General features: G+C 35.5%; 30 protein-coding genes. 7 read left to right on the top strand and 23 right to left on the bottom strand.

The window, feature by feature from the left end:
• Positions 1-2: 2 nt before the first annotated feature.
• A complete protein-coding gene (locus tag PHQ93_RS10420; protein WP_299944109.1) occupies positions 3-323 on the bottom strand; it encodes a co-chaperone YbbN in 321 nt (106 codons plus the stop codon).
• 54 nt (positions 324-377) lie between these two features.
• On the opposite strand from PHQ93_RS10420, the gene PHQ93_RS10415 reads away from it, so the two are divergent.
• The gene (locus PHQ93_RS10415; protein WP_299944106.1) at positions 378-1286 is read left to right on the top strand and encodes an AEC family transporter; all 909 of its coding nucleotides are present in this window, start codon (positions 378-380) and stop codon (positions 1284-1286) included.
• Positions 1283-1960 carry an endonuclease III domain-containing protein gene (locus tag PHQ93_RS10410; RefSeq protein WP_299944102.1) on the top strand — a complete coding sequence of 226 codons (678 nt, stop codon included), beginning with the start codon at positions 1283-1285 and terminating at the stop codon, positions 1958-1960. The genes PHQ93_RS10415 and PHQ93_RS10410 overlap by 4 nt, the downstream gene beginning before the upstream one ends.
• Before the next feature lie 22 nt (positions 1961-1982).
• On the opposite strand, the gene PHQ93_RS10405 is transcribed toward PHQ93_RS10410, so the two are convergent.
• From PHQ93_RS10405 to PHQ93_RS10320, 18 genes are all read right to left on the bottom strand, one after another.
• A complete protein-coding gene (locus PHQ93_RS10405) occupies positions 1983-2237 on the bottom strand; it encodes a helix-hairpin-helix domain-containing protein (protein WP_299944100.1) in 255 nt (84 codons plus the stop codon).
• Between the two features lie 58 nt (positions 2238-2295).
• Positions 2296-4215, bottom strand: coding sequence for a transketolase (tkt, locus tag PHQ93_RS10400; RefSeq protein ID WP_299944097.1), 1920 nt, complete (start codon positions 4213-4215; stop codon positions 2296-2298).
• Between the two features lie 92 nt (positions 4216-4307).
• A complete protein-coding gene (locus tag PHQ93_RS10395) occupies positions 4308-5162 on the bottom strand; it encodes a polyprenyl synthetase family protein (protein WP_299944094.1) in 855 nt (284 codons plus the stop codon).
• Between the two features lie 12 nt (positions 5163-5174).
• A complete protein-coding gene (locus PHQ93_RS10390; protein ID WP_299944091.1) occupies positions 5175-6155 on the bottom strand; it encodes a PDZ domain-containing protein in 981 nt (326 codons plus the stop codon).
• Positions 6156-6464, bottom strand: coding sequence for a YbaB/EbfC family nucleoid-associated protein (locus tag PHQ93_RS10385; protein WP_299944088.1), 309 nt, complete (start codon positions 6462-6464; stop codon positions 6156-6158).
• Between the two features lies 1 nt (position 6465).
• On the bottom strand, positions 6466-6831 hold the full coding sequence (gene panD, locus PHQ93_RS10380; protein WP_299916541.1) for an aspartate 1-decarboxylase: 366 nt from the start codon (positions 6829-6831) through the stop codon (positions 6466-6468).
• 3 nt (positions 6832-6834) lie between these two features.
• The gene (locus PHQ93_RS10375) at positions 6835-7209 is read right to left on the bottom strand and encodes a (2Fe-2S) ferredoxin domain-containing protein (RefSeq protein ID WP_299944085.1); all 375 of its coding nucleotides are present in this window, start codon (positions 7207-7209) and stop codon (positions 6835-6837) included.
• A 98-nt stretch (positions 7210-7307) separates the two neighbouring features.
• The gene (locus PHQ93_RS10370) at positions 7308-8603 is read right to left on the bottom strand and encodes a UDP-N-acetylmuramoyl-L-alanyl-D-glutamate--2,6-diaminopimelate ligase (RefSeq protein WP_299944083.1); all 1296 of its coding nucleotides are present in this window, start codon (positions 8601-8603) and stop codon (positions 7308-7310) included.
• The gene (locus PHQ93_RS10365; RefSeq protein ID WP_299944080.1) at positions 8593-9183 is read right to left on the bottom strand and encodes a hypothetical protein; all 591 of its coding nucleotides are present in this window, start codon (positions 9181-9183) and stop codon (positions 8593-8595) included. Before PHQ93_RS10365 ends, PHQ93_RS10370 begins: the two co-directional genes overlap by 11 nt.
• 17 nt (positions 9184-9200) lie before the next feature.
• Positions 9201-9476 carry a NifU family protein gene (locus tag PHQ93_RS10360; RefSeq protein WP_299944076.1) on the bottom strand — a complete coding sequence of 92 codons (276 nt, stop codon included), beginning with the start codon at positions 9474-9476 and terminating at the stop codon, positions 9201-9203.
• An 80-nt stretch (positions 9477-9556) separates the two neighbouring features.
• Entirely contained in the window at positions 9557-10789 is a 1233-nt protein-coding gene (locus PHQ93_RS10355) for an aldo/keto reductase (RefSeq protein WP_299944073.1), read from the bottom strand.
• 88 nt (positions 10790-10877) lie between these two features.
• Positions 10878-11228: a 50S ribosomal protein L17 gene (gene rplQ, locus PHQ93_RS10350; RefSeq protein ID WP_299944070.1), complete on the bottom strand. Its 351-nt coding sequence runs from the start codon at positions 11226-11228 to the stop codon at positions 10878-10880.
• A gap of 20 nt (positions 11229-11248) precedes the next feature.
• Entirely contained in the window at positions 11249-12241 is a 993-nt protein-coding gene (locus PHQ93_RS10345) for a DNA-directed RNA polymerase subunit alpha (RefSeq protein WP_299944067.1), read from the bottom strand.
• 28 nt (positions 12242-12269) lie between these two features.
• Positions 12270-12896 (bottom strand): 30S ribosomal protein S4, encoded by a 627-nt coding sequence (gene rpsD / locus PHQ93_RS10340; RefSeq protein WP_299944064.1) that lies wholly within the window; start codon positions 12894-12896, stop codon positions 12270-12272.
• A gap of 11 nt (positions 12897-12907) precedes the next feature.
• Positions 12908-13300 (bottom strand): 30S ribosomal protein S11, encoded by a 393-nt coding sequence (rpsK, locus tag PHQ93_RS10335; protein WP_299944062.1) that lies wholly within the window; start codon positions 13298-13300, stop codon positions 12908-12910.
• 10 nt (positions 13301-13310) lie between these two features.
• Complete coding sequence (gene rpsM / locus PHQ93_RS10330; protein WP_299944059.1) at positions 13311-13673, bottom strand: 30S ribosomal protein S13; 363 nt, start codon at positions 13671-13673, stop codon at positions 13311-13313.
• A 2-nt stretch (positions 13674-13675) separates the two neighbouring features.
• A complete protein-coding gene (gene rpmJ, locus PHQ93_RS10325; protein WP_008338806.1) occupies positions 13676-13789 on the bottom strand; it encodes a 50S ribosomal protein L36 in 114 nt (37 codons plus the stop codon).
• A 288-nt stretch (positions 13790-14077) separates the two neighbouring features.
• Positions 14078-14422 carry a hypothetical protein gene (locus tag PHQ93_RS10320; protein WP_299944057.1) on the bottom strand — a complete coding sequence of 115 codons (345 nt, stop codon included), beginning with the start codon at positions 14420-14422 and terminating at the stop codon, positions 14078-14080.
• Positions 14423-14644: 222 nt separating this feature from the next.
• Here PHQ93_RS10320 and PHQ93_RS10315 point away from each other — a divergent pair, with 222 nt between their 5' ends.
• Positions 14645-16273: a phosphoethanolamine transferase gene (locus PHQ93_RS10315; protein WP_299944055.1), complete on the top strand. Its 1629-nt coding sequence runs from the start codon at positions 14645-14647 to the stop codon at positions 16271-16273.
• 70 nt (positions 16274-16343) lie between these two features.
• Here the strand turns inward: PHQ93_RS10315 and PHQ93_RS10310 are convergent, their stop codons facing one another.
• Positions 16344-18266, bottom strand: a complete 1923-nt coding sequence (locus PHQ93_RS10310) for an LTA synthase family protein (RefSeq protein ID WP_299944053.1) — start codon at positions 18264-18266, stop codon at positions 16344-16346.
• A 269-nt stretch (positions 18267-18535) separates the two neighbouring features.
• Between PHQ93_RS10310 and PHQ93_RS10305 the strand changes: the two genes are divergently transcribed.
• The 4 genes from PHQ93_RS10305 (at position 18536) to PHQ93_RS10290 (ending at position 21289) form a co-directional block, all read left to right on the top strand.
• The gene (locus tag PHQ93_RS10305) at positions 18536-19786 is read left to right on the top strand and encodes a spore photoproduct lyase family protein (RefSeq protein WP_299944052.1); all 1251 of its coding nucleotides are present in this window, start codon (positions 18536-18538) and stop codon (positions 19784-19786) included.
• A 78-nt stretch (positions 19787-19864) separates the two neighbouring features.
• Positions 19865-20713 carry a S1-like domain-containing RNA-binding protein gene (locus PHQ93_RS10300; protein ID WP_299944050.1) on the top strand — a complete coding sequence of 283 codons (849 nt, stop codon included), beginning with the start codon at positions 19865-19867 and terminating at the stop codon, positions 20711-20713.
• A gap of 2 nt (positions 20714-20715) precedes the next feature.
• Positions 20716-20922, top strand: coding sequence for a hypothetical protein (locus PHQ93_RS10295; protein ID WP_299944048.1), 207 nt, complete (start codon positions 20716-20718; stop codon positions 20920-20922).
• Positions 20923-20986: 64 nt separating this feature from the next.
• Complete coding sequence (locus PHQ93_RS10290; protein ID WP_299916634.1) at positions 20987-21289, top strand: chorismate mutase; 303 nt, start codon at positions 20987-20989, stop codon at positions 21287-21289.
• Between the two features lie 29 nt (positions 21290-21318).
• Here PHQ93_RS10290 and infA read toward each other — a convergent pair whose 3' ends face one another.
• From infA to secY, 3 genes are all read right to left on the bottom strand, one after another.
• Positions 21319-21537 carry a translation initiation factor IF-1 gene (gene infA / locus PHQ93_RS10285; protein ID WP_008338996.1) on the bottom strand — a complete coding sequence of 73 codons (219 nt, stop codon included), beginning with the start codon at positions 21535-21537 and terminating at the stop codon, positions 21319-21321.
• Between the two features lie 16 nt (positions 21538-21553).
• Positions 21554-22312 (bottom strand): type I methionyl aminopeptidase, encoded by a 759-nt coding sequence (gene map / locus PHQ93_RS10280; protein ID WP_299944046.1) that lies wholly within the window; start codon positions 22310-22312, stop codon positions 21554-21556.
• 3 nt (positions 22313-22315) lie between these two features.
• A partial coding sequence (gene secY / locus PHQ93_RS10275) for a preprotein translocase subunit SecY (protein ID WP_299944044.1) occupies positions 22316-23421 on the bottom strand: 1106 nt, incomplete at its 5' end.

Here is a 23421-nt window from a genome sequence, read left to right as displayed (position 1 = left end):
GTTTATGAAATCATAATTTCATAAGGGCGTTTTATCTCTCTTATTACCTCGTCGACGCTCATATGGCGTGATTTTCTCAAAAACTCTTTGCCGCCTAAAAAAACTAAAACGGTAGGGATGGCAAAAACACTGAAATTCGCCGCGATTTCCTGATCTATCGAGGTATCGACACTCACGATTTCAAACTCTTTAAAGTTACTAGAAATCGCATCTACGAGTTTAGGTTTGAGTGCGTGGCAAACATTGCAAGTCGGAGCTGAAAAGTAGAGCATCACGGCTAAATTTTCTTCTATAATTTTTTTAATATCTTCTGTTGTTTGCATAATCGACGCCTATTTTTTGGTGTGAAATTATACACTATCTGATATAATCCGCATATGAGTTCAATAATATTTTCAATTTTAGGCATATATATATTTATAGCTATGGGCTATATTGCAAAAATGAGTTTTAAAGAGTCCATCGACGACAAAACCATTACACTTATAAATGTCTACTTTCTGCAGGTTTTTCTAACATTTTGGGGACTTTTAATCCGTCCTGTCGATGCTACACTGCTTTTTGCACCCTCAATCTACCTCTTTATATCCATTTTAGTTTTGATAATTTCTGCAATTGCAGCCAAAAAGCTTTTTTTGGATCAAAAAGAGTACTCCATAGCAACGGTTGCGGCAATTATAGGAAATACCGGCAACTTAGGAATACCTCTAAATATAGCCATCTTCGGCGAAGAGTCTATTCCCTATACGACCGTTATAAATCTTATGAATGTATTTATTGTTTATACTATCGGAGTTTACTACTACTCAAGAGGCAGTTTTGATGTTAAAACATCACTAAAAAATATAGTAAAACTGCCTATTCTTTGGGCGGCAATAGTAGCGATTATACTAAGCATTTACGGCTATAAACCGAGCCAAGAGATTATGAAAATACTTATGATGGGCGCTTATGCTTCTATAACAATGCAGCTGTTTCTCTTTGGCATCTATCTTTACGGTACAAAAATAAACGAGATAAGTAAAACTCTGACTTTGTGGGTTATGGGTCTGAAGTTTATCTTTTTACCGAGTATTGCATTTTTAGTTCTTTACAATATTGAACTAGACTCCATGATTAAAGGTATAATTTTTATAGAGATTTTAGTGCCGCTTGCGATAGCAAATGTAAACTTTGCTTCACTTTATGATTCTAAGCCCAAAGTTGTCACCGCTCTTGTTTTCATCTCATCAATTATTTTTTTAGGTGCAATTTTTATCGGCGTTAAAGTTTTAACATATTTATGAACAAAATATATAAGATTTATAAAATATTGTATGAAGCCTACGGTGCGCAGGGCTGGTGGCCGATAACAGGCTACGGATATCATAAACTAGATTACGATTTTCCAAGAAACGAAAGCGAGATATTTGAAGTCTGCTTAGGCTCAATTCTTACCCAAAATACGACATTTTCTTCGGTAGTAAAATCTCTTGAGAACCTATATGCAAAAAACGCAATAAATGCCGATGCGATTGAATCTATGAATATAGAAGAGCTAAAAGAAGCTATTAGACCATCAGGTTACTACAATCAAAAAGCTAGATATATTTTAGAATTTATAAAATTTTACAAAAATCTAGGCGGTGCCGCTCCGACTAGAGAAGCGCTCTTAAATGTTACGGGGATTGGAGAAGAGAGTGCCGACTCTATGCTTTTGTACGGATACGATAAACAGGAGTTTAAAGTAGATGCTTACACAAAAAGAGTGTTGCTGGAACTTGGGTTTATAGATGAAAAAGCAAAATACGGCGATATAAAAAGATTAATGCAAAATTCTCTAAAAGAGTGCATAAAAAACGAGAAAGAACTATTTAAAGTCTATCAAGAGTTCCATGCGCTCATCGTACATCACGGTAAAAAATTTTACTCTAACAAGCCGTACGGAGTCGGCTGTTTTTTAAAAAAAGAGATACTCTAACACCTCTTTTTAAAACTGCTTGTTATTTTTTCTTACAATCGCTAGTTTTTATATTTTTTTTGTTTTTCTCTAAAAAACCCTCACCGAACCCTTTAACCTCTTTTAACTCTTCAACATTTTTAAAACAATTATGCTTTTTTCTATAATCTAAAATTGCATCCGCTTTTACTTCACCGATACCGCTAACACTCATAAGCTCATTTTTATCGGCTTTATTAATATCTACTGCCCCAAAACAAAGAGTAGCCCCAACTATCAATAATAAGAATAACTTCACATAAGTTCCTTGTCAACTAAAATTGTTAAATTGTACTTGTTTTAGAATAAAAATAATATTAAATGATTTTTGCTAAAACAGCCTCAACCGAAAAACCGAATTTAGCAAAAAGCTTATCTGCCGGAGCCGAAGCGCCGAATGTGTCCATACCGACTACTTCATCTGCAAATCTATACCACTCTAAACCTCTTGCCGCCTCAATAGCTACTTTTTTAGTTTGAGGCTTAATAATTGAATCGATGTAAGATTTATCTTGTTCTATAAAAAGGTCATAACACGGAACAGAAACGACATCCGCTTTCATACCTTTTTCATTTAACGCCTCTTTTACTTTAAGAGCAAGTTCCACTTCGCTGCCGCTTGCCATAAGAGTTATAGTTGCATTCTCATCACTTGCTAGTAAATATCCGCCCTGAGCCGCACTGCCTTTAATTGCAGTCGGAAGCACTGAGAGATTTTGTCTTGAGCATACAAAAGCAGACGGGGATTTTTTCATACTAAGTGCTGTTTTCCAAGCTTCTACATTCTCCGCACCGTCAGCAGGTCTCCAAACATAGAAGTTTGGTAATGCGCGAAATTGGCTTAAGTGTTCAATCGGCTGATGAGTCGGTCCATCTTCACCAACACCAATACTATCATGAGTCCAGATAAAGAAGTGTTGAATTCCGGTTAAAGCCGCAATTCTAGCAGCCGGTTTTAAGTAGTCGGAAAAGACAAAAAATGTAGCTGAAAATGGCATAAGCGGTCCATAAAGAGCCATTGCATTTACGATTGATGCCATCGCATGTTCACGGATTCCAAAGTATATATTTCTACCTTTTGGATAAACACCCATATCTACAAGTTCAGTTTTATTTGACGGGCTAAGGTCTGCCGAGCCGCCTAAAAAGCAAGGGAGAGCTCTTGCTATTGCGTTTAGGATTTTTCCGTTTGTGTTTCTTGTTGCATCAGCTTTGTCAAAAGAGGGCCACTGTATACGAGAAAAATCAGGATTTTGCAGAGCCGCCAAAGCTTCATTTTGCTCTGAGAGCGGAAGAGTTTTAAGGCTGTGAATCCACTCACGCTCTAACAAATCGCCCTTTTCTATCGCACATCTAAAACGAGCCATTACATCTTCATCTACATGAAAACATTTCTGCGCATCAAATCCGCAAGCGCTTTTTGCCTCAGCGATAACATCGCCGCCAAGCGGAGCACCGTGAGAGTGATGAGAACCCTCAAGCTTACCTGCACCTTTTGCAATAGTCGTATTTGCAATAATGATAGTCGGCTTTGAGTTAGATTTTGCAGTAGTAATCGCAGTGTCAATCTCATCAAAATTATGACCGTCACATTCTTGTACATCCCAGCCTTGCGACTCAAAACGAAGACGAATATTTTCACTTATACTTAAACTTGTTGAACCCTCAATAGTAATGCGGTTTGAATCGTAAATAAGTATTAAATTGTCAAGTTTATTGTGTCCTGCTATTGAACAAGCTTCATAACTCACACCCTCTTCCAAATCTCCGTCACCGCATAAACAGTAAACTTTGTGATTAATAAGTTTCGCCGTCTCAGAATTAACCTGTGCGCCTACAAACTTTGAAGCCATTGCAAAACCGACGGCATTTGCCACACCTTGTCCAAGCGGGCCGGTCGTTATCTCAACACCTGCAGTGTGTCCAAATTCAGGATGCCCCGGAGTTTTTGAGTCAAGTTGGCGAAAGTTTTTCAAATCCTCTATAGTCAGACCGTATCCCCAAAGATAATAAAGTGAATAGATAAGTCCCGTTGCATGCCCGCCGGAAAAAACAAGTCTGTCGCGATTTAGCCAAGATGGATTTTTAGGATTATGATTTAGATGTTCGCTTAAAACAACTGCAATATCCGAAAGACCCATCGGTGCGCCTGGATGCCCTGAATTTGCAGATTGAACCATATCTGCCGCTAAAAATCTTATACTGTTTGCCATTTTTTGACGTATTTCATTACCCATATTATTAGTTCCTTTATTTTATTAAACGATGTCGGAAGTAATTCCGCCATCTTCGCTAGCCGCTATGGCACTAAAGCTTGACGCTTAAAGCGTCAGACTGAATCTTTGTGTCTGTTTATGTAGTGTATTAGAAGCGGTGAGAGTTCATTTTTTAGCTTCTCATCAAAACTCTCCAGCTCTTGCGTAACTATTTGTGCCAATTCGTCGGCTTGGCTTTGCGCCTCACAAAGCCCTAAAAGCGTAACAAAACTATTTTTTGCTTCATCATTATTTGTAAGTTTTCCCGCTTCATCAGAACTCTGCGTAACATCTAAAATATCATCTTGTATCTGAAACAGGAGCCCAAGTTTTATACCGAAATCATAAAGTTTTTCACCCAATTTTTCTCTGCCTACGATTATTGCACCCATCTTAAGCGAAGCGGCAATTAGTTTTGCAGTTTTATTTGTATGTAAAATTTTTACATCTTCTATGCAAAGAGGCTTATTTTCAAAATAGCAATCAATCGCTTGACCTAAAACCATCCCGTTTAATCCGCCGTTTGCTGCCAACTCTCTGATAAGTTCAACTCTTGTATAGTCTGAAAACGGGGCATTGCTTAAAACCTCAAAAGAGTATGTATTTAACGCATCGCCTGCCAAAATTGCGGTTACCTCATCAAAAACGACATGTAAAGTCGGCTCTCCGCGGCGAAGCGGCGAATTGTCCATAGCGGGTAAATCATCGTGTATAAGAGAATATGTATGTAAAAGCTCGATAGCGTACGCGGCATGATACGCTCCCTCAAGCAAAAGCGGGTTATATGCCTCTACAACACCCAAGAGAAGTGCCGGACGAAATCTTTTTCCGCCGGCTAGGAGCATCCTTTGAAGCGCCTTTTCATAGTGAGGGTGTATGCTTTTTGATATCGGAAGATGATTTAGTAAAAAGTTCTCAAAGTTTTGCATGCGGAATTCTATCTAATTAAGTTTCACAAAAAACTGAAATTGTTCTCTTTGGAAAAGAAGATTTACAGATTTTTTACTATCGCTCATTATATCAAATATCTCTTGCTCATTTTTAACGCTTTTTGTATCAATTTGAAGAAGTTTATCACCGATTTTAAGACCATAGCGCTCGGCATCTTTTTCAATTTTTATAATAGTTAAATTTTTATCAAACGATAGTCCGAAAAATTCTAAAAATGTATTGCTTAAAAGACCTCCGTCCTTTTTATCTTGACTTATAACGCTTATTACCGATATTTCATTGCCTCTTTTTATCTTTACATTATGAGTAGAGCCGATTTGACTAAGAAGTATATCTCTCATCAATGTAGCGCTGTTTTTTACTTTTTTACCGTCAAATTCTAAAATTATGTCATCTTTTTTAAAGAGGTTATTTTTTATAAAAGAGTTACTGCTGCTAACTACCACCGCAGAGCCGACATCATTTATCTTTATACCGAAATCTGCGTAAGAGACTGTTTTTGATTTTAAAAATCTTTCTATATACTCTTTTTCGATAATCCCTTTATCCGTCATGATTCCCTCTAAAGAACAACAGCTGTTTAGCAACAAACTTGGCGTTGAGAGTTGTTCGCTAAAAGTTGCAAAACTCTCTAGTCCATTCTGTTGTTTTACGATTTTACCCTTAATTATTTTATTGTTATCGACAGCGAACATTCCCTTGCCGATATTCATATTAATTCTAAACGGGTACTTGAATTTTTTTGTATCTTCTACGAGGTAAAGAGATAGGTAAGGATCGTGCTTAATGATTTTTGCATTCGGCGCAGTTGTTGAGAAGATTAATCTTTTATTGTTTTCAATGGGAATTTGAAGTGTTTGATTTACTATTGATTCGGAATCGACAACTTTAAGTCTGCAGGAGTCAAAATCACCTTCGCATGCATATAAATTAAAAAAAAGAAAGTTAAGTGCTAAAAATAGCCTAAACACCTACTTGCTCCCAAAAGGGTTAATACCGCCTAGCATACCCAAAGCACTGTTTTGTCTATTGTCCTCTACCATTTTATAGGCATCATTAATAGCACCGATTAACAAAATTTGAAGTGAATCTTTGTCGCTAAGAAGTGAGTCGTCGATGTTAATGTCCACAACCTCTCCTTTGCCGTTTATAACAACCTCGACTAAACCGCCGCCGCTTTTTACATTAAAAGTTTTAGACTCTAGCTCAGCTTGAAGTTTTTTAGCATTTTCTTGCATTCCTTCAAGCATTTTGCTCATGTCGCCTAAATTCCCGAACATTTTAGATGCTCTCTAAAATTTCTTCGATATCGTTGTTCTCATCTACTAAAACAACTTTCGGTTTATAAGAAAGCAAATCCTCTTCATCATAAGTAGCATACGCAACTATAATGATTTTATCACCCTTATGAACTTTTCTAGCGGCTGCACCGTTTAAACAGATGTCTCTCTTACCGCGCTCGCCCAAAATAACATAAGTTGAAAATCTCTCACCGTTATTTATATTTAAAATCTCTACTTTTTGTCCAACTCTCATCTTTGAAGCTTCCATAAGCTCTTCATCTATTGTAATGGAGCCGACATAATTTAAGTTAGCGTCAGTTACCGTAGCACGATGAATTTTGCTGTACAACATCTCTATCGTCATTTTTTACATTCCCATCTGTTTTTTCATATCGCACGGCGAGATTGGATCATCCCACATATCTGCGCTTATTAAATACTCTTCTACAACTTTTCCGCCGATTAAATGTTCTTCGATTATTCTATCTATTTTTTCTTTTGTAAGAGCTGCATACATAAAATGTCCCGGTTCTACAAGCATAACCGGACCCGCAGTACAACGGTTTAGACAAGAAGTGCGAATAGGCTGAATAGTACCCATTACACCCTCTTTCATCAGTTTTTGCGCCAGATGTTGAAAAAGATCTTGTGTTTGAGGCGTAACACATGAAGGTTTTGGCATACCCGGAGGAGCCGATTGCTCACATTTAAAGATATAAAATGCCGGTTGAGGAATTCCCATAAAAAGTACCTTTTAAAAATTTTCGCAATTATATCAAAAATAATCTCATAAATTCTAAATAGGATAAAAGAAGTCGTCTATTTAAAGCTATTTTAAATTTATCTGTTTTTTAGCAACTCTCTTACGACTTCTCTGTCATCAAAGGGAAACATCTCATCGTATATTATCTGATATGTCTCATCGCCCTTTCCAAGAATAACAACGACTTCATCCTCTTTTTGGTCATTTAGTGCACTCTCGATAGCTTTTCTTCTGTTTAGCTCGACACTTACTATGCTTTTATCTTCTATGCCCTCTAAAATATCGTTTACTATATCTTGCGGCTCTTCACTTCTGGGATTGTCACTCGTTATATAAACTTTTTTTGCCAAGCTTGCCGCAACTCTGCCCATCAAAGGTCTCTTTGTTCTATCTCTATCACCGCCTGCACCAAAAACTACCAAAAGCTCTTTCTCTTTAAGTGCATTAAGCACCTGCGCCATTCCGTCAGGCGTATGGGCAAAATCAACTATAACATTTGGAACTTCGCTTACCTGTTCCATTCGTCCGCTTACGCCGGCAAAATTTTCAACCACTTCGCAAACATCTTCTAGTTTTTTTCCGCTTAAAAGATGTGTTGCCGAGATTGCAGCCATAAGATTATAAAGATTAAAAAATCCGTGCAAAGAGGCGGTAAAAGGAACCATCTCGCCAAAATATTGAATTATTCCGCTTGTCGCGTTGTTTAGTGAGTATGCGATAAGTCTATATGTTGCCGGATTTTCTATACCGTATGTAAAAGTATTTTTAAAATTAAAAGAGGCTTTTGGCTCATCTTTGTTGATAAGTTTTTTACCTTCATCTTGAAAAAAACTGTTTTTTACGGCTATATATTCACCTATAGTTTTATGATAATCCAAATGGTCTTGAGTAATATTTGTAAGTATTTTTAACTCAAAATTAAGACCTTCTACTCTTTTTTGAGCAATTGCATGAGAGCTTACTTCCATAATGAAAAATTCACAACCCGCACTAACCGCTTGATAGATATGCTTATATGTGTTGAGCACGGACGGAGTTGTAAGCGTTTTACCCTCTATCATCTCATCATTCATGAAAAAACCGCGGGTTCCCTGCATAGCGGCTTTATAACCCAAATCTAGCAAAAATGAGTATATAGCGCTTGCCGTCGTAGTTTTGCCGTTTGTTCCGGTAATCCCTACAATTTTTATCTTCTCAATTCCAAAGAGCTTTGCAACATCTTTGATATTTATAATTGAATGAGCACCGTTATCTTTTGCATTTTGAAGAAACTTTTCATTTTGCGGCGTCAAAACAAAAGCAGTCTCTTTATCGCACTCTTGCGAATTCTCCGTTATATACTTAAACTCTTCATCGCTAAGCTCAATTTTCAATTTCTTTACCCTTTGCTAATTTTTTAAGCAGTTTTCTAAGTAGTTTATCACTCGGGTAAACACTTAGAGCATTTTCTAAATAAGAGAGTGCCATCTCAGCAAAACCATGATCTATAAGATTGTCTAAAAAATCAATGAAATCTTCTCTCTCGGTAATAATAACTCGCGTTGAAAACATAATATTTTCAAAAGTCTCCTTGAAACTCTCACCGCTGTCGATTATAGCTTTAAAATCTTTATATAAAATCCCGTCTTCAAACTCTAATCTATCGCGGAGAGGCTCTGCAAACACCTCTCTAAGTTTCTCCAACGAACCGTCCATATTTTGCAAAATATTACTCATAATAGTATCCGCCTGCTCTTTATCTTCTTCTTTTAATATCTCATAGTAATCAAAAAGAGCTTCGGCACCGCCCTCTCCGCTTAGTGCCATTTCTGCCAAAATAACGCCGTTATACGCCTCTTTTGAGTTAGGATAATTCTGCAATACTGCCGCAAACTTCTCTAAGGCATTTTTATAATCCGACCTAGAGAAACTCTCTTTAGCTTGCGATAATGTTTTATATTTACTTATTGCCATAATATTTCTACGCTTATTTATAATTTATCTATATCGTTTTCCATACCAAATGGTACATTAATAACTGTAATTTCAGGGTGAATATCTATTTTCAGTTGTCTCTCTACACCGTATTTTAAAGTAGTCCCGCTGCTTGCACAACCGATACACGAACCTTTTAGCTGTATATATACTTTTGAATTTCTAACTGTTAAAAAATCTATGTCACCACCGTCTAGCGCCAATGACGGGCGAACTTTATTTATAACGCTTCTCACGGGAGCGATTAACTCCTCATCCGTAAATGGAATCATATCCATCCTTTAAAATTTGTATAACTTATTGTATTCATAAGATATGAAAAATTCGCTTAACAAGTGATAAAAAATATCACTTATTCTCTTAACGAAAGGATTTGATGTACATACGCAGGCTTTCTCATACCCACAAGTATATAATCAATATCGTCTTTTTGCATTAAAAACCTAATAGCACACTCCTGCATAGATACGCTGCATTTTAAAAAAAACTCTTTTAGATGCTCTCTTGTTTTTATTGAGCACTCGTAGGAGACCATTTTTTTATACTCTTGAAGATATAAGTCTATAAAATTTAACACTGCCTCAACATCTTCTTCATCAACTTCTTCTAATGATTTTTTAATATGTGGGATAATTTGAGAAAATAAAAAAACATCGTAGTCGCCAATCCATCCAAATTTGTGCTTTACTTCATCTAGCTCTTCCAAAAGATTATACATAGGTCTCAATGTTTCATTGTCGCAAATTTCCATCAACTCGTTGAAATAGCGATAATACTCTTTACTCTCCTCACAATCGCATAAACGAAACATCTTATCTTTATATTTTGCATTAAGCGGTCTATTTGCTAAAACTCTCAAACCGCTTTTTTTTGCCCAAGAAGCACATCGGAGTCCATCTCTCTCCAAAATATTAATTGGAAGTTCAATCATAGTAAAACTATGTATTTCATTTTTGGCTATATTTGCTGCATTTTGAGCTAATGTAAGCAAATCTTCATAAGGTAAAAATTCATCACTGGATTCTGGAAGCGAAAAACTGTTTGAACTAACTCCGTAAGAGCCTATTCTTCCTGCTTTTACCTCCTCTTCGAGTCCAACAAATACATCTTGGAGCCTTCTATACATCTCATCTAGTCTATCATCTTTGGAAATATTTCTCTTAATAGCATCCAAAATATAGTACTCAGGATTATGTACTAAATAGCAATCTATTTTTTCAATCTCTAATCTTTTTAAAGATTCTGTTAATTGCTCATGCATAAATTGTTTTGATATACAGTGATAGCACTCTTGATTATATTCTACAATCTCTTGCGCATTTTCTATCGCCAAAAGTCCGTTCTTATAATTTAGCAGATTAGTACCTTGTATATAACCGAATTTACTAACTACCTCAATTTCATCTCTTTTATAGTCGTCAAATTCCCTAAATGCAAGAGCAATCGCTCTCTCGGCGCCGCCGTCCATATAGTTTGAAGATGTATCAATCATAGTAATACCCGACTCTATCGCTTCTTTTAGTGCTTCTATATGCTGGGGATTTAAATCACTGATTCTGTAAGTTCCAAATGCGAAATTACTCATAATGTCTCACTTATAATTTAAGTAGTTTGGGATGTGGAAATAATGAAGGTTAACAGCGAGAAAAAATCCCGCCGTTATAAAAAACGAATTATACTAATTCGATAAATGCCATAGTAGTAGCGTCACCACGGCGAATACGCGTTCTAGTAATTCTAGTATATCCACCTGGACGATCAACGTACTTAGGAGCTACTTCATTTACTAAAGTTTTAGTTGCTTCTTTACTTTGAAGCGCCGCAAATACTGCTTTATGAGCATTTGAATCATTTTTACCTGCAACAGTAATAAGTTTTTCAATATAAGAACGAAGTTCTTTTGCTTTTTCTACAGTAGTCTCAATTTTACCGTGTTCAATTAACGAAATGCTAAGGTTTTTAAGTAAAGCTGCACGATGCGAACTTGTACGACCTAGCTTACGATATCCATGACGATGTCTCATCTATAATTCCTCTATTTAGCTTATAAAGCTTCTATTTTCTTTTTTAATGCACTCACAACATCATCTGCTAGACTACCGCCAACTTCATAGCCGAACTCTTGAAGTTTTTCAATAATCTCATCGAATGATTTCTTGCCTAGGTTTTTAACATTTTTAAGATCATTGATACTCATTAATGCTATTTCACCTATTAATTTTATATTTGAACGATCAAGACAGTTAAAACTTCTCGCACTTAAACCTAAACTATCAATGTGTGCAGTTAGCTTTTTTAAATCCGGATTCTCTTCAGCTCTCTCAATAGTAGTCGGAGCTTTAACGCTAATCTCGCTATTAAATACCGCTAATTGAGCATACATAACTTCTAGTGAATTTCTAAATGCATCTAATGGAGAAATTTGTCCATCAGTTCTAATATTTATAACTACTCTTTCGAAGTTAGGGTTATCCTCTACAAGTACATTCTCAATTTTATAAGTTGCACTGCGAACAGGCGTGAAGTAAGCATCAAGTGCTATATAACCGTCTTCTAACTCATCATGAGTATCTTCACTAGCTACATAACCGATACCTTGCGCGATTTTAATACTAAAATTAAGCGTAGAGTCTTCATTTAATGTAGCAAGATGAGCTTCCGGAGTTACTATTTCTACTTCATTATTTGTAAGATCGCTTCCTTTGATAGTACAAGGACCTGCAAAGCTATAGCTTATTTCTGTTTCCGTTGCTCTGCCAAGTAATTTAAAACGAATCTCTTTAAGATTTAATATAAAATCCGAAATGTCTTCAAGCATACCGCGCACCGAGTCAAACTCATGCTTAGCACCTTCAATTTTAATAGCAATCGGCGCATACCCAACCGAACTACTTAACAAAAAACGGCGAAGTGGATGAGCTAAAGAGATAGCATATCCCGTCTCAAACGGGTATGCCATAATATTAGCTTCATTCTCACTAATCTGCTCTACCTCAAATTCTTGAGGAGCAAGTGGAGTAGTTTTAATCTTTTTCATGTCTCTTACGCCTTTTATATTTTAACTATTATTTCGAGTAAAGCTCAACGATTAAACGCTCTTCTACAGGGATAACAACTTCTTCACGCTCCGGCAAACGAGTAAAGATACCGAATTTTTTATCAGCATCAATATCAACCCATGGAGCCAAACCTGTTTGATTTGTAAGCTCTAAAGCACGAATAACTTGAGAATTATTTTTGCTGCTCTCACGAATCTCTACCTTTTGACCAGGTCTTACACGGTATGACGGAATATTAAGTTTCGCACCATCTACCAAAAGGTGACCGTGAGTTACAAGTTGACGAGCAAAACGACGAGTAGTTGCGAATCCCATACGGTAAACAACATTGTCTAATCTTTGCTCAATTAAAGTAATAAGGTTTGTACCCGTATTACCTTCTTTTCTTTTAGCTTCAACAAACAGTGCGCGGAATTGCTTTTCAGAAACACCGTACATAAATTTTGCTTTTTGCTTTTCATTTAGTTGTAAACCGTATTCAGATACTTTTTTACGACGCTGACCATGTTGACCCGGAGCATATGGGCGTTTTTCTAATGCAGATTTACCTGCTAAACGACGCTCCCCTTTTAGGTTAAGGCTAACTCCAAATCTTCTCTCGATTTTTTCTACTGGACCTCTATATCTTGCCATCAGTAATCTCCTTAAACTCTACGACGCTTAGGTGCGCGACAACCATTGTGTGGTAGTGGAGTAACATCTTTCATAAATGTTACACGGATACCTTCAATAGAACCGACTGCTTTTGTTGCAGTTTCACGACCTGAACCTGGACCTTGAACTTTAATACCAAGTTCTTTAATACCATGGACTTGAGCTTTTTCTACTGCTGCTTCAACAGCTGCTTGAGCTGCAAACGGAGTAGATTTTTTGCTACCTTTAAAACCAAGACTACCTGCAGAACTCCAAGCAATCATATTACCCATTTCGTCTGTAATAGTTACAATAGTATTGTTAAACGATGCAGAGATATGAATGATACCGCGTGCAATATTTTTCTTTACTACTTTTTTTCTAACAGCTTTTCTTTTTGCCATGTGCTAATCCTTACGCTGCGCCGACAGTTTTGCGTTTACCTTTACGAGTACGCGCATTTGTCTTAGTTTTTTGACCACGACATGGTAAACCACGACGGTGACGAAGACCTCTGTATGAACCTAAATCCATAAGTGCTTTAATGTCCATTGCAACTTTTTTACGAAGATCACCTTCTACTACATGATTTGCACGAATCTCTTTTGTAATCGCTGCAACATCATCTTCGCTTAGTTCGTAAACTCTTTTATTATAATCTATACCCGTCGCATCTAATATTTTGCGAGAAGCATGAAGACCAATCCCATAGACATATGTTAGACCATATTCTATTCTTTTTTTCTTTGGTAAATCAACACCTGATATACGAGCCATGGTTATCCTTGTCTCTGTTTATGTTTTTTAACTTTGCAGATTACTCTTACAATGCCTTTTCTTTTGATAACTTTGCAGTCATCACACATCTTCTTAACTGAAGCTCTTACTTTCATTGAAAGTCCTTACAATAAATTCTCTTAAAATCTGAACAAAATCCAGATTTCATTCAGTCACCAAAGCCTCACTGACGTGAGAACAAAACTTTACTCTTTGCTGTTTTTAGGCAAACAGCTCTAGCTTGCCAATACTTTTATCTACATATCTCTACATAGGTAAAAATACTCTAGCTTAATGTCAAAACAGCAAAGCGGATGAGGATTATACATAAATAAATGTAAAAGATTTATTAAGTCAATTGATTTTATGTAATTTTATTGGCTTTTAAGCCTATATTTTACACATTAATTCCACAATACCGTAACACCGTACTCCTGATTTAAAATTATATGTTTTTTATAGTAGATTTTTTTACCGTATTTTTTACTAAGCAACTCAATTTCCAGAGATTTTTCCTCTAAAAGTTCTCTTATTTCTTTATACGTAAGCCACTTTCCATATTTTGCAAGAGAATTCTGCCAAATTTTAAAGCTACATGTAGAGTTTTGAGTAAGCTCAAACATCTCTCCGTCTTCACTCATCCATTGGGCATTAGAGCATGCGTAAAGTTTAACTTTTTTGCCGCTGACTTCTTTGTCTCTTACCTCAATAGTTCCATCATTACAATACGGACATTTTCCTAAAATCATTTTACACCGACTTTTTTTATTGAATATTCTATAAACATAGATTGGTTTGTTACAAGGCTTCTCGCAATAATTGCCATTGAGATTTGCAGTATAGTATACTTTTTACATCGCAAGTGAAAATATGGCAAATTGCAAGATTTTTATCTTAAATCTTGAATTTACAAACTATTTGTTTACCCATGCTACCATCTCATTAAAATTTAATATATAAAGTACGCATTAATGTATAAAAAAATCCAGCCTATAACGCAATACCGGCTCATTATCATAACAGCTGTTTTTTTGGCTCTTTTTACAAATGTGGCATTTTTCAAAAATGTTATAGATGTATATCCTCCAACACTTGTGAATCTTCCGTTTTTACTATCTTTATTTATAATATTGACTGCTATCATTATATTTCTTTTGAGTTTGCTAAGCTCAAAATATACGACAAAACCGTTATTAATAATTTTTCTTATCATTTCTGCCCTAACAAACTATTTTATGAATACCTACAATATAGTTATAGATGATAGTATGATACGCAATTCTATGCAGACAGATTTAAATGAATCTACGGATCTTTTAAGTTTTAAGCTTATAGTATATCTACTTTTTCTTGGTATATTACCCTCTATTGCAGTGTATAAATTTCCTGTTAAATTCGGCTCATGGAGACAAGAAGCCCTCTTAAAACTTAAAGTAGCCGGTATAAGCCTCGGCGTTATTATTCTGCTGTTTTTAATTTTTAGTAAATTTTATACCTCTTTTTTTAGAGAACACAAATCTCTGCGATTCTATACAAATCCAACCTACCCAATTTTCAGCACGATAAAATTTATGACGCTTACTTTAGGGTATGGCAAAAAAGAGCTAAAACTTCTCGGCAGAGATGCCGTTATAAAACCAAAGTCGGAAAGAGAGAATAACTCTAAAAAAATGAAACTTGTTATTATGGTTGTAGGTGAAGCTGCCAGAGCAGACCGTTTTTCGCTTAACGGCTATGAGCGTGAAACAAATCCACTGCTAAAACAAGAAGATATAATAAATTTTTCTAATATTCACTCCTGCGGCACTTCGACAGCCGTTTCGGTACCTTGCATGTTTTCTATCTACAACCGCGAAGAGTATACAGATTCCAAAGGTGCAACAACGGAAAATGTTCTTGATGTACTAAATCATACTGGTAAAATTGCTATTCTTTGGAGAGATAACAATTCAGATTCAAAAGGTGTAGGAGAGCGAATTTTGTGCGAGGACTTCAAAAGCAGCGCTACTAACACTGTTTGTGATATTGAACCTCGTGATGAAGGGATGCTCATAGGGCTAGATAAGCACATCGAAAATAACAAAGACAAAGATGTTCTTATAGTTTTACACCAGATGGGTAATCACGGTCCTGCTTACTACAAAAGATATCCAAAATCTTTTGAAAAGTTTACACCGGTCTGCACCACAAATCAACTTGAAAATTGTTCGCAGGAAGAGATATCCAATGCCTACGACAATGCAATTTTATACACCGACTATTTCTTATCAAAAGTTATTAATTTTCTAAAACCTTATTCAAACACTCATGAAACGGCTATGATGTATATGAGCGACCACGGCGAAAGTTTAGGTGAAAACGGTCTATATCTCCATGGCCTTCCATATTTTATGGCACCAAAGACTCAAACACATATAGCATCGCTTATGTGGTTTGGAGGTGAGATTACAAAAGAGATAGATTTGAAAAAACTAAAATCATACTCAGATAATGAGTTTTCGCATAATAATCTTTTTCATACCCTTTTAGGCATTTTTGGAGTCAGTTCAAGCGTGTACGAAAAAGAAAAAGATATTCTTGCTCCTGCTAGCATTGAATAGAGAGTTCATTTAAATACTCAAGCGCTTTTTCTCTGCCCAAGAGTAGCGCCCACCGGCAACTATTGCTTTTTTAATCCTCATATCTATCTAATCTTTTTTTATGTAATTGACTTGCACCTTGATAATAACCAAGGATATCGTCTTTCATCTTGTTATTTGTTTCAACCTCTTTATATTTTGTCGAAAATATATCCTGTTCTAGGACTTCATAACTTTGTATTTTTTTCCCGACCGACAATATTGTCAAGCTATTTTCTTTATATAGTCCAAGCTTCTGATAAGTTCCTACAAGCGCTCTTTGCTCAAACGAAGAGTCTAAGATATCTTTTCCGTAGAACTTACTCTTATATGACCAATTTAACAAACCAAAAAGAGTCGGCATAATATCAATTTGGCTTGAAACCTTATCTACAACTTGCGGTTTTATAATATCAGGTGCATACACAATCATAGGAATATGATATTTATCAAGCGGAAGTTCCACCTTTCCTGCACTCACGGCACAATGATCGGCAACAATGACAAAAATCGTATTTTTAAACCATGGCTTTTCTTTGGCTTTTTTCAAAAAATCTCCGATTGCAAAATCCGTATATTTTACGGCACCGTCTCTTCCCGTGTGCGACGGTATATCGATTCGTCCATCCGGATAATCATACGGTCTATGATTTGATGTTGTCATAACAAAGCTCATAAATGGTTTATGTGCAGAATATGACGAATCTGCCTCTTTTAGAGTTTTGTTTAACAAATCTTCATCACAAACACCCCATACGGTATGAAAAGTATCCTCTTCATTACTAAATTTTGCTCTATCGACAATATCGAATCCATTATTTGAAAAGAAATCGTTCATGTTATCAAAATAACCGTATCCTCCATAAATAAATTTTGTCTCATACCCTTTGTTGCGAAAAACAAATCCGCTTGAATACATATTATGGTTGTCGGGTCTTTTTACGATAGAGCTTCCCGCCATTGGCGGGATAGAGAGCGTAATAGCCTCCATACCTCTTACCGTTCGCGTTCCTGTTGCATAAAAATTGCTAAAAAACATACTCTTTTGCACTAAAGAATCAAGATTTGGCGTTAAACCTTTTTCTCCTCCAAGAGATTCAAGAAATTTACCGCTTAAACTCTCAACAACTACAACTACTACATTATAGTTCTTCTCTTCACCGGTATTTACTATATTTCTTGTTATATCATTAGGATTTAAAAAAACAGAATTATTCGTATTGGTTACTTTTTTTAAATTTAAAAAAGTATTTTTTTCATCATCACATAAATAAAACATATCATAATCAAGCGTATTATTTCTAAAAGCGGCAAAAAGAGAGTATAGACCGGATTTACTTAGCTCATTATTGTATTGATTTGCAGAAATTTTTGCAAAATCTCCGGTTACTCCGACAAAAGATATTATTGGTATCAAAAGATAAATCAATGCAGGTTTAAGTCGTTGTTTAAACCTGCTTTCATGATTTAAAATATCTTCAATCTTTTTAAATTTATAAACAGCATAAAAAAGTATTCCTGCAATAATTGCAATTACGCTTAAAAGAATACCCATCGGATATGACTCATTTATATTGCCTATTACCTCTTTTGTATAAATTAAATAATCGACTGCAATAAAGTTAAATCTTACGCTAAATTCATCCCAAAAAAACCATTCGCTAAATGCTAAAAAAACAGCTCCAAAGAGGAGAAGATAAGTAAAAGCATATGTAATATAACGATGAAATTTATGATTAAAAAATCTATGCGGGAAAAAAAGCAGATAAAGTATAAACGGAACAACTAAATAACTAACACTTACAAAATCATAAAATGTACCGATGAGATATATTTTTAATAACTCTAAAAAAGAAAAATCCAACATATCTATAGATTTAAATAAAAGCACCGTTCTTGTAATAGCTGAAAGAGCCAAGAAAAACCAAAAAATTAAACTTATGAAATCAAATCTACTTCGTATATTTTCTTGCATTAAGCACCCTTAAAATAAATTGCAAAAGATTAAAAAATAAGAATTTAATGAATTTCTTATGAAAAAAGTTCATATTTATTTAAAAAAATTTGTCGTATTATATCAAACGGACTGTTTACATTGGTAATTGAAAATCTCTTTGAAAGCCATTATTTATAACAAAATTGATGCGCATGTTTACATATCAAAACTAGACCTGAATCAAGTTCAGGGTGACAAAAACTCAAAAAATCAGAAACTACATAACCTTTTTTTGCTAAAATTACAAAATGAATTCTTACTTAGACAAATTTAACGATACCGTTAAAAATACTATTTTTTACAAGCTCCCTAAAGATGAACAAGAGTTCATAAAAGATAAATCAACTCAATTCGGGTTTACCTTTTCGCAAATCAGACAGATAATCGACATTGCAAGAGATTTGGAGATGTGGGGCGAAAAAACAATCATAGATATTTTTCCCTCACACACTCAAAAAAAAGTTCTGTTTGCAAGACTTATAAAAGCGTACGAAGAACTAAAAAGCAGACCAAACTCATACAAAGATTTTAAACTAAAAAATATTCCGACGGAACAAAAATTTAGCTTTAAAACCGAAGAGAAAGAGGGTTTTGGCTTGGGACTTTGTCCCGTGGCAAGCGAAAAAACAAGATGCTGCAATCTCTTAACCCTTGATGCCGTTCAGAGCTGCGGGTTTGACTGCTCCTACTGTTCCATACAATCATTTTACAACCAGAACACGATAACATTTGATGCTAATTTTGCAACTAAACTAAAAAACCTAAATCTTGATAAAAACAGAACTTATCACATAGGCACCGGTCAATCATCCGACTCTCTGTTATGGGGAAACAAAGAGGGCATTTTGGATGCTCTTTTTGAGTTTGCCAAAGCAAACCCGAATGTTATACTGGAATTTAAAACAAAATCGGACAATATAAGCTATTTTTTACAAAACGATGTGCCAAAAAATATACTATGCACTTGGTCGCTCAACACGCCTACTATCATAAAAAACGAAGAACATCTTACCGCTTCACTGGATAAACGGATAAAAAGCGCAAGAGCTTTAGCAGATAAAGGCGTAAAAGTTGGTTTTCACTTTCACCCTATTGTTGAGTATGAAAATTATCTCAGTGAATACAAAGAGGTATATAGCGTATTAATAGAAGAGTTTAAATCAAACGAAGTTGCACTTGTCAGTTTCGGCACGCTGACATTTATAAAACCCGTTATAAAACAGCTGCGGGAGAGAGAATTTAGAAGTAAAATTACACAAATGCCTTTTGTTGATGCAAGCGGCAAAAGCTCATATCCGCATGCTACAAAAGTAGAGATGTTCAAAAATGCGTATGACTCTTTTGCTCTATGGCATAAAGATGTATTTTTCTATCTCTGTATGGAAGAGCATGAGATGTGGAAGGAGGCTTTTGGATATCAGTACTCGACAAACAATGATTTTGAAAGAGCGATGATAGGTGCTTATGCAAAAAAATTGGGTATGGAGTTTTTTATTTAATAACCATTTCTATATATCAAAGCAGATATAATACGCACGCAAGTCTCAAAAAAGTTGAGACAGTTACAAGGAAATATTATGCAGCAAAACAAACATTTAGAACTCGGACTCATCAACTGCCTGCGAGTTGACAGACACACTCCTCACGGCATATTTTTAGTCTCCCTTGATGAAAAAGATGTACTTTTGCCGCAAGCTTATGTAACCGATGAGATGCAAGAGGGCACCCTTTTAGAGGTATTTTTATATACGGATTCAGAAGATAGACTCATTGCTACAACGCTTAAACCAAAAGCGATGCTTGACGGATTTGCTTTTTTTGAAGTTGTCGATGTCGCACCTTTTGGTGCGTTTGTTGATTGGGGACTTGCAAAGGATCTATTTGTTCCCAATATGTTTCAAAAAGCGCCGTTTAAAATAGGAGATAAAAGATTTTTAAGAGTTGTTTACGATGAAAGAACCCACCGTCTTGTCGGAACCGAAAAATTGGGTAACTTTTTTGACAAGAAACCAAAAGGAGTTGCTCCGCATAAGGAGGTCGATATTCTTATTATCGCAAAAACTCCTCTTGGTTTTAAATGTATCGTAGAAGATAGATATGAGGGCTTAATTTACCATAATGAAATATTTGAAAAGATAGATATTGGAAGCAAAAGAAGAGCTTTTGTCAAAACCGTTAGAAAAGACGGCTGCATCGATTTAACACTCCAAGCAAGCGGAGCAAAGAAAAAAGATGCTTCTATAGAAAAAGTTCTCTCTCTTTTAAAAAAAAGCGGTGGAAGCATGCCGTATAATTACAAAAGTGATGCAGAACTTCTTAAAGATGTTTTTGGTCTTAGCAAAAAAGAGTTTAAACGCTCACTCACTGCCCTGCAAGAGAGCGGAACCATTGAAATAAAAGAGACGGGAATATACCTAAAGAGCTAAAAATGGCAAAAAACAAAAAAAGCATAGAACTCTCGGATAATAAAATATCTTTTATTTTTGAGAGAAATTCATATAATGTAATAAGATTTTTTCCTACTAAAATGACGGTGGATGTTATGGTTTTTGAAGACGGAGTAAAACAGGGAGTAAAAGCCATTCCTTTTGCTCATTTGCCAAAAGAGATTAAAAAAATTATTAAGCCGAATTAAAATCGCTCAATCGAAATATTATCTATTTTTTGATAACATATCTTACTAAAAATGGAGAGTCTACATGTCAGAAGTTAAAAAGTGTAATTCGTTAGAAGAGATTAGACAAGAGATAGATAAAATAGATGATTCAATCGTTGATTTGATATCTCAAAGAAGCCATTTAGTGCGTCAGGCAGCATCATTTAAAAATAGCATTGAAGAAGTTAAAGCTCAAGATAGGGTGGATTTTATTTTGCAAAAAGTTCGTCACTCCGCAATAAAAGCAGACGTGTCGCCGAATATGATTTCAGATCTTTTTAAAATTATGATAAACGAAATGGTCGAGACGGAAATATCAGAATTTAGAAACACTCAAACATTTTAAAGTAAATAAAAAGAGGTAATATCCTCTTTTTATTTGTATCTATAGGTGATACGACCTTTATCAAGAGAGTATGGTGTCAATTCAAGTTTAACTTTATCACCCGGTAATATTTTTATATAGTGCATACGCATTTTTCCTGCAATATGACATAAAATAATATGTCCGTTTTCTAACTCAACACGAAATGTTGCATTTGGCAAAGCCTCTATAATCTTGCCATCAACTTCGATAACATCTGATTTAGCCATTTTAATCCTTTTTTACTCAAGCCAGAGATAAAATTTCAGCTTTACCATTGACAATTGCAACAGTATGCTCATAGTGTGAACCGCGTAAACCATCGGCACTAACAACATCCCACTTGTTCTCTAAAATAAGCGGTTTTGAATCTTTTTGGCATATCATAGGTTCAATACAAAAAACCATTCCATCTTTTATTTTCGGACCGGATTTTGGATCTTTGCCTTCTAAATAATTCGGTATTTCAGGTTCTTCATGAGGCTTTCTACCGATACCGTGCCCGCAAAAGCTATGAAGCGGAACAAAACCTCGTAAACGAATCGATTTTTCTAAAATTTGCGATAGCTCTTTAAATCTCATTCCAACTTTAATAGATGCTATAGCCTCATAAAGAGAATCTTTTGCACATGCTACAAGCTCTTCGTCTTTAACAGTTATTTTGCCGACAGGCACCGTAATTGCACCATCGCCAAACCATCCATTTAACTCTGTACCGATATCGTAACCGATAATATCTCCATCTTGAAGTTTATAATCAGTCGGGATACCGTGAATAATAACTTGATTAAGAGAAGCGCAGAGTGTATTTGGAAAGCCGTAAAGACCTTTAAAAGAGGGTTTTGCTCCATGAGAAAGGATGAAATCCTCCGCCATGGCATCTAGCTCTTTTAAAGATACGCCTACTTTTGTGTTTTGTCTAAGTAATTCTAATGCGCCGCCGACAATTTTGTTAGCGGCACGAAGTTTCTCAATTTCAGCAGGTTTTCTAAGCGCTATGGCCATTATTTATAGACCAACTGCACTTAATGTCTCATATTTACTCATGTAAACCTGAGCTTCAATTTTTCTCATCGTATCAAGTGCAACTTGAACAACGATTAAAACCGCAGTACCGCCAAAAAAGAATGGGACACCCATCCCTTTAATAATCATAAACGGCAGAGTAGCAACAAGACCGAGATAAAGAGCACCCGTAAATGTTAGATTACTAGCCGTCGTATTTAAAAATTCTGCAGTAGCATTACCGGTACGGATACCTGGTATAAATCCACCCTGCTTTTTTAAATTTTCTGATATATCTTTTGAGTTAAAAGTAATCGATGCATAAAAGAATGCAAAGAAAACAACAAAAACAAATGTCAAAAAGTTAAAGAAATAACTATTTGGATTTAAGTAATCAGCAATTGCAACAACAGTAGGATTTGTACTGCTAGATAAAACAGTCATAGGAAACATCAATATCGCACTGGCAAAGATAACCGGAATAACGCCGGCTAAATTCAGTTTAATAGGAATATAGTTCATAACTCTTTTATTTTGATTTTGAATAATTACTTTTTTAGCATATGTTACAGGAACACGACGCTCTCCAAGCTCAACATAGATAATAACCGCTATAGTTCCAAATACAAGAGCAAGAATTGCAATTACGGTTAAGAAATTCATCGCACCCGTATTTACCATTGTAATCATTTGACCTATTGCTTTAGGAATTGCCGAGACAATTCCTGCAAAAATAATCAAAGATATACCGTTTCCTATACCATTTTGTGTAATCTGTTCACCAATCCACATCAACAACATTGTTCCCGCCAACATTGAGACGGCAGAAAGAAGAATAAATGTGTTTTGATCAACTAAAATTGCGCTGTTACCGTTAGGTCCCGTCAGACTTTGAAGTCCAACACTAATACCTACCGTTTGAACGATTGTAATAGCAATTGTCGCATAACGAATAATTTGCATATACTTTACCATTCCGTCACGCTCTTTTTTCATCTGCCCTAAAGTCGGAAATGTAGCCGCTAAAAGCTCCATAATAATAGATGCGGTAATATAAGGCATAATTCCAAGAGCTATGATTGACATTCTCTCGACAGCATTACCGCTAA

Origin of the sequence: Sulfurimonas sp., assembly GCF_028714975.1 — a bacterium.
Lineage (GTDB): Bacteria > Campylobacterota > Campylobacteria > Campylobacterales > Sulfurimonadaceae > Sulfurimonas.
Note: the sequence above shows the minus strand (reverse complement) of the source record. Positions and strands in the feature narration are given on the sequence as shown.